This is a genomic window from Salinibacter sp. (assembly GCF_042218895.1).
In the GTDB taxonomy this organism is placed as follows: Bacteria; Bacteroidota; Rhodothermia; order Rhodothermales; family Salinibacteraceae; genus Salinibacter.
Map to the genome: position 1 here is coordinate 1 of NZ_JBDGQQ010000192.1, position 10,387 is coordinate 10,387.

Genomic DNA, 10,387 nt, shown 5'->3' on the forward strand with positions numbered 1-10,387 from the left:
ACGACTTCGAGGACATCGTCATCTCGGTGAAGCACTCCGACCCCTACATGATGATTCAGGCCTACCGCAAGGTGGCCGAGGAGACAGAGTACCCCCTGCACTTGGGCGTCACGGAGAGTGGCACCCTCGACACCGGCACGGTGAAGAGCTCCATTGGCATCGGCTCGCTGCTTGCCGACGGCATCGGCGACACGATCCGTGTCTCGCTGGCCGCCGACCCGGTGGAGGAGGTGAAGGTGGGTCACCGAATCCTCAAGTCACTCGGCATCGGGCGTCCCGGCGTGAACATCATCGCGTGTCCTACCTGTGGACGGCTCGTGGGCGATCTCTTCACGGTCGTCGAGGAGGTAGAAGAAGCCGTTGCCGAGCAGGACTTCGACAAGGACCTGGACGTGGCCCTCATGGGCTGTGCCGTGAACGGGCCGGGAGAGGCTGAGGGGGCCGACCTTGGGGTGTCGTTGGGGCGTGGCCGGGCACACTTCTTCAAGCACGGCGAGGTCGTGGACACGATTCCTGAGGACGAGATCGTAGACACCGTCCTGGAAGCCATCGAAAACTGGGACGAGGACGAGGAGGCCCCCGAAGAGGAGGGCGAGCATGTCGCCGACGCCGAGGACGATGCGGGTGCGGCGGGCAACGGTGCACGCTCCTCGTCCGAAGAAGAGGACGATGCTGTCAGCGTCACGAAGCCCGACCTGCCGTAACGCCGTCGACCGGTGGAGGGCGGTCCCGTCGGCGGGATTAGACGCCAAGATGGTCCTTCAGCATCTCCACGTTCATCCGGTTGGCCTTCACGACGGCGTCGAGGAGGTCGCCCGCGATAGGAATGGATCCTGCGAAGGCGTCCGCGACGATGATCACCAGCATCTTGAAGACGAGCGAGGGCGGGGCCCCGACACGATATGCCTCGTACGGCACGTAGCAGGAGATGACCGCCGAGATGACATCTCCCCAGACCGGCACAAGACCGATCAGGGGATCGAGGCCTATGCGGGCGTTGAATCCAGGGATCGGAATACACTCATCGCTCCAGTACGCAAATCGGTCGAGGCGCTCCACTACGCCGTCTATGTCCGACGCACCAAAGCCCGGGGCGGCATCTGCAGTCACAGGACGAAGGGGGTGGTGAGGGAACTCGTCGAGGGAAGTGACACCAGTACGCCACGTGCACGGTCCAGCCGAGGAGGCGTCTTTCGGAGATCTTTGCAGTGGGGGTCGTCGGCGGGCACGACTACAGTTCCATCTGCAGGCCGCTTCGGCTGTCGTGGAGCGCCTGCGCCGAGGCCCGCAGGGCCTGTTCCTCGTCGTCGCTGAGCGTCGGCTCTATCTGCTTTTCGACGCCCTCCAGTCCCACGACACAGGGAATGCTCAGGCATACGTCCTCGATGCCATACGCGCCTTTCGGGCGGGTACTCACCGAAAGCACGTTCTGCTGATCCTCAAGCACCGCCTGCACAATGCGGGCAATGACGACCCCGATCGCCGCATCCGTGTGGCCCTTCCGGTCGATGATTTCGTAGGCCGCGTTGCGGGCCTGCTCAAAGATCGACTGCATCGTGTCGGACTCCCACTCCTTGCCCAGCACGGTTCGCTCGTAGATGCTCTGTCCCCCAATGGTGGCGTTGCTCCAGATGGGCACCTCGGAGTCCCCGTGCTCCCCCAGAATGTAGGCGTGCACCGAGCGAGGGTCCACCCCGTAGTGGCGGCCCAGCAGCGCCCGGAACCGGGCCGTATCCAGCAGCGTGCCGGTGCCGATGATGCGACGCCCCGGGCGACTGCTCAGCGCCTGGCAGATGTACGTCAGCACGTCGACCGGGTTCGTGGCAACCACGAGAATGGCGTTGGGCGCGTGCTTGTCGAGCTGAATGATAATCTCGCGGAAGATCTCCGCGTTTCGCCGAAGCAGATCGAGCCGAGACTCGTCGGACGACTTCTGACTGGCCCCGGCCGAGAGCACGATGATCTGGGCATTGCCAAGGACCGGGTAGTCGACGGCCCGGCACGTGACACGTCCCACCAGTTGCTGGCCGTGCATAAGGTCCATAGCTTCGCCCTCGGCCCGGTGCGTATTCTTGTCGAGTAGGAGAATCTCGCTGGCCAGGCCCTGATTAAAGATGGCGTAGGCGGCCGCCGAGCCAACGTTTCCGGTGCCGACGATGCCGACAGTTCGTCGTTGAATCATGGTGAGGGAGCGAAGGAGGTTAAGGAGTGCGGTGAAGAGGAGGCCACGAGGCCCTGGTTTCGGATCGGAGGGAGCGGCCCGACCGGGCACTGGCCCCAGCCCGACCGGGGAGCACCCCGGAGGCGACGCACGAGTTGAGCAGGCCCTGGATCAGCTGGAAAGGACGATGAGGAGGATGACCGCAATAAAACTGAGGAGGGCGAACAGAGACACAGCAATCGAGGTTGCACGGCTGGTGCGGGCGTGCTGGACCGGCCCCGCGGCCGCCGCGGAGGATTCCGGATCGGAAGCCTCAGTGGCGAGATTATCTTCCTCCTCGGGAGGGGGCGTAACGGCGAACGAGACTGGCGGGGTGCTCCAGGGGCCAGGGTCCATCCCTCGGAAGAGCGTGCGGATCCGCCAGTAGAACGGGGACACATCCGGCGAGAGCATGTCGCAGAGGGTCACCGAGGTGGTCTGGTCGAGGGTCAAGTCAACGGTCGGGTCCGTGAAGTCCTCGGTCGGGGCCACCTGAATCTGATAGCCCGACGCTTCCGGAACGCCCTCCCAGGAAAACGGCACGGCATGGGGGTCTACGGGCGTGTCTTCGGTGGGGTGCTGGGGGACCGGCGGGGCGTTGACCCGGAGGACCTCCTCGTCCTCCATCGAAGGGAGGGTTACGTGGGCCGCATCGCTCCATGGAGAGGAGCGGGCCGCGTCCGTCTCTGCCCGCACGCGCCAGTACGCCAGGGCCGCGTCGTCGGGAAGCACCGAACTGAGGGGAATCAGGACGCGTCGCCCTGTGACCTCATCGTGGTGGATCGACTCGAAGGTCTCGGTGCCCGAAATCTGGACCCGATAGTGCGCTGCGTCGGGCACCGGGGTCCAGTCGAACACGGGCGAGTCGTCAAGGTCAACGGTACGGCCCGCCACCGGCTGTGTGGGGCACGGGATGGGAAGCGTAGCGGTGGGCGATTCCTCGTACGGGGTCGAGGGGGGCATGAGCACCAGGCAGGACAGTGAGGGAAGTACGGCGGATCATCAGCCACAATGTAGCGAACGAAGCCGTCTACATCCATTCTCACCGATTTCTGGGCCCTCCGTTCGTCTCGGGGGGCAGGACCGATCACGACGGCGATGCATCGTCGGGCGATAACTGCGAGGAGGCAGACAGCAGCGATGAGCCGGTAGCGTGGAAAAGAAAGAGCGAGCCCGCCACCTCCCCCAGGACGCTTTTGGCCACCCGGCCGAGAGCGCGGTGTGGGCGGCTTCCCGCCCCGTGGGAGGAGAGCACCAAAAGATCGACCGCGTTCTCGTCGGCGAAGCGACCAATCTGATCGGCGGGGTCTCCGTACACGAGGTGGGACTGAACGGGGACCTCGGAGACCTGGCCCCTGCGGAGAAATGCCCGGAGTCGGCGACGCCCGCGATGCTCCGACAGCGGCGTAGGACCGAGGGAGAGCCGATCCGTCGGGGTGAGAGCGACGTACGGGAGGGACTCGACTACGTGCAGCACGTGGACCGTAGCGTCGTACAGGCGCGCCAGGGCCACGGCGTGCTTGAAGGCCCGTAGGGCATGATCGGAGAGATCGGTGGGCACCAGGATGTCCTGAACCGTAGCCGGATCGGTTCCGGGCTCGACGATGAACAAGGGACACGCCAGCTGTTCGGTGAGCACCCGGGAGACATCGGTGGCAAGGGGCGGAGCCGACTCTTGATCCGGCGGCGGGGCGGTCACCACGAGATCGATGTTCGCGTCCGCAACGTACTGGAGAACCTCCGACGGTGAGCCGGGGGGGGCTTCCGTGATCTCGAGAGGAGGGTCCTCGGACGCATCGGGAACGAGGCGTTCCACCAGCGAGTGAATCTCGTCCCGCCCAGTGGCCGACCCCGACGGGCCCCGAGGGAGCGGTGTCGGCATCACGTGAAGCGCGGCCCCAACGCGCCGGGCAAGGTGAAGTCCCTGCCGTAGAGCGGATGGGGCCGGCGGCATCAGACACAGGATGTGCGCAGTATTGAGCATCGCAGATCGAAAACAGTGACGGGTAAGGTCGGCGAGCGAAAGAGCAGCCGACACGCCGAACCCCTGCCCCGAAAATGGCATTAACAAAAAACGACAGTCCCTCCTGCAAGTCGATCCGGCGGGTACCCCATTCCCCGTAGGAGCTTTCGTGGAGCATGTGTGGGAGAATGCCCCACGTGCGCGCCCGACCGCCTCACAGCGACTGTTGAACGAGACTCGCTTCTCCCCGTCCAGTCTGTTCTCCCTCATGCTCGACACCTCGCGCCGAGTCCTTCTCTACGCCAGCCTCGGCATTCTATCGGGCATATTTTTTCTTCTCGAGTGGGCGTTGCCCGCCGGCAAAACCATCGGATTGCTTCAGGTTGCGGTCGTGCTGCTGACGCTCTTTCTGCCGGGGCGAACGTCCACGCTCGTATTTGGGCTCGTCGCGACCCTGTTCGTTGGGCTCGGATACGTGACCGAGTCTGCACAGGTGGCCCCGACGCAGGGACTCGTGACCCATGGACTGGTGCTCGCGGGCCTCTGGACGGCGGTGGCGGTGGTGCTCCGATACAAAAGGCTCCGACAGGCCCAGCGCGAGAGTGAAGCGAAAGCCCGGGCCATCCTCGAAACGACCGTTGACGGCATCATCACGATCGATGCGGACGGTACGATTGAATCGTTCAACGAAGCCGCCGAAGACATCTTTGGCTACGACGCCGAGGAGGTGATCGGGGAGAACGTGAAGGTCCTCATGCCGTCCCCGTACCGGGAGGAGCACGACGAGTACCTCCGGAGCTACCACGAGACCGGACGCAAGCGGATCATCGGCATTGGGCGCGAGGTGAGGGGAAAGCGCAAGGACGGGTCGACCTTCCCGATGGACCTGGCCGTCAGTGAGGTGGAGCTGGGGGATCGAATCCTCTTTACCGGCATTGTCCGCGACATCAGCGAGCGCCGCCGGCTCGAAAAAGAGATCCTGAATGTGAGTGAGGAGGAACGCCGTCGCATCGGGCAGGACCTGCACGACGGCCTCGGCCAGATGCTGACCGGCATTGGGCTATTGAGCCAGGACCTCGCCCGACAGTTGGACGAGGAGGGGCACGAGCGGGCCGAGGACATGGCCGAGATTACCGAGCACATCAAGGAGGCCGACCAGTACGCTCGCGATCTGTCGCACGGGCTGATTCCGGTAGACGTGGAGGCGAACGGCCTGAGTGAGGCCCTGCGGCGGCTCTCGCAGAACGCCGAGCGGCTCTTCAACGTGCACTGTTCGTTCCGGGAGGTCGGGACCGTACTCGTCCACAACAACACGGTGGCCACCCACCTCTACCGCATCGCGCAGGAGGCTGTGAGCAATGCCGCCCGCCACGGCGAGGCCGACGACATCAAAATCATCCTGGCTTCCGGGGAGGAGCAGATCCGCCTCCAGGTGCGGGACGACGGAGTGGGGTTCGACGACGAGGCGATGGACGGGTCCGGCATGGGCGTACACATCATGAACTACCGGGCCCGCATCATCGGGGGCACCCTTGAGGTCAGCAGTGCACTCAGGGACGGAACGGTGGTCACCTGTACACTTCCCCGCAACGCCTACGCACCCGACAAGGACGAAGAACACGCCGCTCCGGCCGCATAGGCCCCGCTCCAGCCGCCCCTGCAGGAGAATCCCCCACAGCAGCACTCGGCAAGGCCCGGTACGAGCAGGGCCGAACCGGCGGTACTTTTGCTTTCCCACTGTACTTGTTATTCTATCCCTCCGATCCGGGCAGCAATGAGGAATGCCCAGCCGTTCGGGATTCCTTGTCTGTTCCCTTGTTCGGGCAATACAACCGCCGCACCACCATGAAAGACATCTTTCTGGTTGACGACCATCCGCTCCTGCGAAAGGGCCTGGCGCGGACCATCGAGGCCGAGGCCGACCTCAACGTGGTCGGTCAGGTAGACACCGCCGAGGAGGCCCTGCAAGAGGTTGAGGAGGCAGAGCCGGATTTGGCGATCGTGGACATTTCGCTGCCCGGCATGAGCGGCATGGAGCTCATCAAACGCCTGCAGTCGCGCGCCCCTGACGTGCAGATTCTGGTCGTGTCGCGACACGACGAGACCCTCTACGCTGAACGGTGCATCCGGGCGGGCGCCCGGGGCTACGTGATGAAGCAGGAGGCGAGTGACGATGTTGTGAGCGCCATCCGCAAAATCCTAAACGGCCGCATCTTTGTGAGCGAGGAGATCAACGAGCGACTGCTGCAAAGCATGGCGGAGGGCGGGCGCGAACGGATTACGCAGTCGCCGCTCGAGGTGTTGAGTGACCGGGAGCTGGAGGTCTTCGAGCTTACCGGGAAGGGAGCCTCCACCCGCGAGATCGCCGACCGGCTGCACCTGTCCGTGAAGACTGTCGAGTCCTACCGGGCCCGCATCAAGAAGAAGCTCAATTTTGACTCGGCGAACGAACTCATGCAGCACGCAGTGCAATGGGTGGAGGGGGAAGGGTCTACGTAGATGAATCCCTGTCCCTGCCTCCAGGGCCTCAGGCGAGGTCCTCCGGCCCGCCGACCGGAAGCTGAGGCACCCTGCATGACGTGCGCACCGTCGCTCCGCTTCTGAACTCCCCGACTTCTGAATCCTGATGCTCGACCTCGACACGATTCTCTTCCCGACCGATTTCTCCTCGGTGGCCGAGGACGCGTTCGCCCACGCCGCGCACCTGGCGCTACAATCCGGGGCCACGATTCACGTCTTCAACGTTGTGACACCGGGGGACGACGATGCGTCTAACCCGATGGACTTCCTACCGGTAGCCCCCGTCGAGGGGGAGGCCGTGGGCGATGCGCCCCCCCAGCGGATGGAGGTGCAGACAGTGACCCAGGAGCAAGGGACCGTCCCGGTCGTGTACGCGCAGACAGATAGCACGTCGCCGGAGAGAGCAATCGTCGACCACGCCACCGAGCACGACGTGGATCTCGTGCTGATGGGAACGCACGGCCGGAAGGGCGTGGATCGACTGCTGAGCGGGAGCGTAGCGGAAGAGGTCGTGCGCCAGGCTCCGTGTCCGGTGTTCACGGTTCCCGCGTACGACGAGGGACAGCTTGAGTCCCAGATCGCCCGAATTCTCGTGCCGGTGGACCTCTCGGAGCAATCTACCCTCGTGGCAGATCATGCCGCTGGCCTGTCCGAGGTCTACAATGCTCCTGTTGACCTCCTGCACGTGGTGGAGGAGGCGGCCTTCCCGGCCGCGTACGGCGTCGATCCGCTCGTCTCGTCGCGGCCGGATGTGCAGGAGCGAGCGCGCGAGGCGCTCGAAGCGCTGGCGGAACAGATGGATGGCCTCTCCGAATCGGTAAACGTGCACCTTCTTGCCGGGTACGCCGCTCGGGATATCGTTGACTTCGCCGTCCAGCAGGAGAGTGATCTGATTGTTATGGCCACGCACGGCCGCACAGGCCTGCAACGCTTCCTCATCGGCAGCGTGGCGGAAAAGGTGGTCCGTCGTGCCCCCTGTCCCGTCTTCACGGTCAAGAGCTTCGGCAAGTCGCTGGTTCCGGTCTCGGCGGACGGGTCCGACCAGTAACTGTGCCGACACGGCGAGCAGGGGGCCTTCCGGGGGGCACGCCGGGCACTTCACGTGCGCTCGAGCACGAAGACGTACGGGTAGAGCCCCCCGATTTCAATGGCTCGCACGTGCCGACTGGTGAAGGCCTCACTCTCACTGAGCGCTGCGTTGAAGGGGCCCTGTCGCAGCACCAGCATTACCGTCCGCCCGCCGGGGCGAAGCACCGCGGCCATCTGTCCCAGCACGCGCCGGTAGAAGGGAAAGAAGTCCATGCTGCTGGCCATGCGCACGCCGAAGGGCGGATTGGTGACGATAAGGTCGGCCGCTCCGTCGTCGAACCGCTCGGCGAGGTGCCACACGTCGCCCTCCCGGATCGTGATGCGGTCGGTGAGCCCGGCCCGCTCGACATTTGTGCGGGCCCCCGCCACGGCCTCCTCGTTCCAGTCGTTGCCGTAGCTCTGCGTCTCGGGCCACAGGTGCGCCGCCTCCAGCAGGATGGTGCCGGAGCCACAGAAGGGATCGAGGAGCACGTCTGGGGGATTGTCGAGATGGGCGAGGCGGAGGAGGGCGTAGGCCACGTTGGCCTTGAGGGCGGCCCGGGGTTGGTAGCCTGATAGCTGGCGTCGGCTCAGGGCCTCACGCGTGTGCTGCACGCTCACGAGGCAACGGTCGTCGTGCACGTCCACCCGCACCTCCACGTCGTAGTCCTCCAGGTCCACGGCGGCGGCGTAGTGGGCGTCGAGCCCCCCGCCCGCCACCCGCTGCACGTCGACGCTTGTGAAGTCGTGGTCGCCCCGGCGCACCGTCGTCACCCGAAAGGTGTCCGCCTCCTCCATCGCCTCCACGTCAAGCGTCTCCACGGTCGTGCGGATCGTCCGGAGCGCGGCCTCGCCGTCGCCCGGCAGCGAAAAGGTGTAGAGAGGCGCCAGCACGTGGTGAATCGATCGCATTCGGCGGGCCACGTCGAGCGTGGGCGCTGGCCCCGCCCGGGCCTCCACAAGGGCGTAGCTCTGAAGGTCGAGCGGGGCATCATCCGTGTCCGTGATCTCGAGGCCTGCCGCCGCGGCCCGCTCCCGAAATTCATGGACGGCCACGTCCTCCAGCCCCATGTTGAGGGTAAAAAGGAGGGGGGTGCGGTCCGGAGCGCGGAGCGACGTGGCCGAACGGGGAGAACTCTTAGGGGGGGACACAGAAGTAGAGCATGGGCCAGCAAGGATACGGGTCGACCTTCAACCGTGATGATTTTGCACGGTTCGCCGACAGGCTGCCAGTAGAGAAGCAAGCTCTACGTCCAGAAAACGAACCGCGACTCGATGTTTGCCTCGGAGGCCACCCTCCGCCGATCCTGGCTGTCGTTGATTGGGCACTACGTCGCGCGCTGCTGGCAGCGGTCCGTGCCGCCGGCGGTAGGGACCTGTGGCTGTCAGCACGATACCAACTGCGAAGGATGACTGTGCACTTCGCTCCGAGGATCTCCGGAAAGAATCGTCGCGAGGCGCGCCTCGGTATCTGTTTAGCCATTCTCGGACGTGCCCGACTCCATCATCCCGGCAAATAGATTCCGCTTCACCAAGGGAGCATCCGATCTGGAACGGGAGCGTTGTTCTCTGATCGGTGTCCATTTTGATGACCCCAAAGTGGACGAAAAGGGCTCGGCCGGGCAGAAAATGGCCTAACGCCCGCGTTCGCTCCACTGAAATTTATCAAACTCGCTCACGCGTTCGCTCAGACGGTGATAAATTTCGGGCGTTGCGCGAACGCGGGTGTCCGAGCGGCCATTTTCTGAAGGGCCTTGGGTCGATCAGTGGGCAGAAACCGATTTCATAGAACCAGGCTCGTTCGAAAATCTTCAGACTGTCCTACGGTCGCTAAACACGTACGCGCCTTGCGACGGACCTCCTGCCCTATGCAAACTGATGAAATGCACGACGATCCTTGATAGCTGGTGTTACATGCCGAGCCTCGACCTCTCGATGGAGGAGCGGCCGGCGCCGACTTCTGCCGCGTAGACGTCGGACAGCGATCGCTTTCGGCCCCAAGAGCACCGGGGCGAGGTGGTACCCCGCATGTACCTGATCGACAAGCAGGGCCGCACCCGGGACCACCACAGCGGCGTAATTCCCAAATGGGCGCTCGACGATGCGCTGGAGATGCTGGCGGGGGAGGCCCGTCCGTGAAGCGACTCCCGTTCGGCACTGATGACAGAGATTTCCGAAGGACATCGCTTTCGGCTGTGCGAGCGTGGAGGCGTGGATGCACGGAGGCGGTCTCCGTACCGCCCTTCCTCAGCCTTGAAGGGATCCACAGATGGGAAACGGTGTTATAACATTCGTTGAACTTTGTCTCGTCATCGGCAGTGTCACCATGCCCGACGCGCTGAAGGTCCGCAAAATTGGGAATTCGCTCGGCGTCATTCTTCCGTCCCCAACGCTGGAAGAGCTGGACGTGGAAGAGGGGGACGAACTCTTCGCGATCCAAACGCCGGACGGGATTCAACTCACCCCGCACGACCCGGAGTTTGCGGACGCGATGGAGGACGCCCGCGAGTTCATGCGCACGCACCGGAATGCCTTCCGCGAGCTCGCATAATGCGTCATGGAGGGTCTACAGAGTAACGAACCGGCGTGGCTCACGAAGAAGCTCGTGCTGGCACTGCATGCTGAGACACTTCAAC

The 10,387-nt window shown here is 64.3% G+C and carries 11 protein-coding genes; 6 read left to right on the plus strand and 5 right to left on the minus strand.

The features are described from left to right. A partial coding sequence (locus tag ABEL04_RS15645; RefSeq protein ID WP_375803336.1) for a flavodoxin-dependent (E)-4-hydroxy-3-methylbut-2-enyl-diphosphate synthase occupies positions 1-704 on the plus strand: 704 nt, incomplete at its 5' end. Between the two features lie 37 nt (positions 705-741). On the opposite strand, the gene ABEL04_RS15650 is transcribed toward ABEL04_RS15645, so the two are convergent. The 4 genes from ABEL04_RS15650 to ABEL04_RS15665 form a co-directional block, all read right to left on the minus strand. Beyond that, entirely contained in the window at positions 742-1,110 is a 369-nt protein-coding gene (locus tag ABEL04_RS15650) for a DUF4112 domain-containing protein (protein WP_375803337.1), read from the minus strand. 121 nt (positions 1,111-1,231) lie between these two features. Further along, a complete protein-coding gene (locus tag ABEL04_RS15655; protein ID WP_375803338.1) occupies positions 1,232-2,182 on the minus strand; it encodes an L-lactate dehydrogenase in 951 nt (316 codons plus the stop codon). Positions 2,183-2,332: 150 nt separating this feature from the next. Then, positions 2,333-3,163: a DNA-binding protein gene (locus tag ABEL04_RS15660; protein WP_375803339.1), complete on the minus strand. Its 831-nt coding sequence runs from the start codon at positions 3,161-3,163 to the stop codon at positions 2,333-2,335. A 124-nt stretch (positions 3,164-3,287) separates the two neighbouring features. Then, a complete protein-coding gene (locus ABEL04_RS15665) occupies positions 3,288-4,184 on the minus strand; it encodes a universal stress protein (RefSeq protein ID WP_375803340.1) in 897 nt (298 codons plus the stop codon). A 247-nt stretch (positions 4,185-4,431) separates the two neighbouring features. Between ABEL04_RS15665 and ABEL04_RS15670 the strand changes: the two genes are divergently transcribed. The 3 genes from ABEL04_RS15670 to ABEL04_RS15680 all read left to right on the plus strand — a co-directional run bounded on the left by ABEL04_RS15670 (position 4,432) and on the right by ABEL04_RS15680 (position 7,731). Beyond that, on the plus strand, positions 4,432-5,802 hold the full coding sequence (locus ABEL04_RS15670) for a PAS domain S-box protein (RefSeq protein ID WP_375803341.1): 1,371 nt from the start codon (positions 4,432-4,434) through the stop codon (positions 5,800-5,802). A gap of 206 nt (positions 5,803-6,008) precedes the next feature. Beyond that, on the plus strand, positions 6,009-6,662 hold the full coding sequence (locus ABEL04_RS15675) for a response regulator (RefSeq protein WP_375803342.1): 654 nt from the start codon (positions 6,009-6,011) through the stop codon (positions 6,660-6,662). A 127-nt stretch (positions 6,663-6,789) separates the two neighbouring features. Then, positions 6,790-7,731 carry a universal stress protein gene (locus ABEL04_RS15680; protein ID WP_375803343.1) on the plus strand — a complete coding sequence of 314 codons (942 nt, stop codon included), beginning with the start codon at positions 6,790-6,792 and terminating at the stop codon, positions 7,729-7,731. Between the two features lie 50 nt (positions 7,732-7,781). Here the strand turns inward: ABEL04_RS15680 and ABEL04_RS15685 are convergent, their stop codons facing one another. Beyond that, a complete protein-coding gene (locus tag ABEL04_RS15685; protein WP_375803344.1) occupies positions 7,782-8,903 on the minus strand; it encodes a methyltransferase domain-containing protein in 1,122 nt (373 codons plus the stop codon). A gap of 864 nt (positions 8,904-9,767) precedes the next feature. Between ABEL04_RS15685 and ABEL04_RS15690 the strand changes: the two genes are divergently transcribed. Both ABEL04_RS15690 and ABEL04_RS15695 read left to right on the plus strand, forming a co-directional pair. After that, complete coding sequence (locus ABEL04_RS15690) at positions 9,768-9,890, plus strand: hypothetical protein (RefSeq protein WP_375803345.1); 123 nt, start codon at positions 9,768-9,770, stop codon at positions 9,888-9,890. Between the two features lie 187 nt (positions 9,891-10,077). Continuing rightward, complete coding sequence (locus ABEL04_RS15695) at positions 10,078-10,302, plus strand: AbrB/MazE/SpoVT family DNA-binding domain-containing protein (RefSeq protein ID WP_375803346.1); 225 nt, start codon at positions 10,078-10,080, stop codon at positions 10,300-10,302. Positions 10,303-10,387: the final 85 nt, after the last annotated feature.

Bases quoted from the DNA above. Each gene is read 5' to 3' on its own strand.
- ABEL04_RS15655 (WP_375803338.1), bottom strand. From the start codon at position 2,182: ATGATTCAACGACGAACTGTCGGCATCGTCGGCACCGGAAACGTTGGC.
- ABEL04_RS15660 (WP_375803339.1), bottom strand. From the start codon at position 3,163: ATGCCCCCCTCGACCCCGTACGAGGAATCGCCCACCGCTACGCTTCCC.
- ABEL04_RS15665 (WP_375803340.1), bottom strand. From the start codon at position 4,184: ATGCTCAATACTGCGCACATCCTGTGTCTGATGCCGCCGGCCCCATCC.
- ABEL04_RS15670 (WP_375803341.1), top strand. From the start codon at position 4,432: ATGCTCGACACCTCGCGCCGAGTCCTTCTCTACGCCAGCCTCGGCATT.
- ABEL04_RS15675 (WP_375803342.1), top strand. From the start codon at position 6,009: ATGAAAGACATCTTTCTGGTTGACGACCATCCGCTCCTGCGAAAGGGC.
- ABEL04_RS15680 (WP_375803343.1), top strand. From the start codon at position 6,790: ATGCTCGACCTCGACACGATTCTCTTCCCGACCGATTTCTCCTCGGTG.
- ABEL04_RS15695 (WP_375803346.1), top strand. From the start codon at position 10,078: ATGCCCGACGCGCTGAAGGTCCGCAAAATTGGGAATTCGCTCGGCGTC.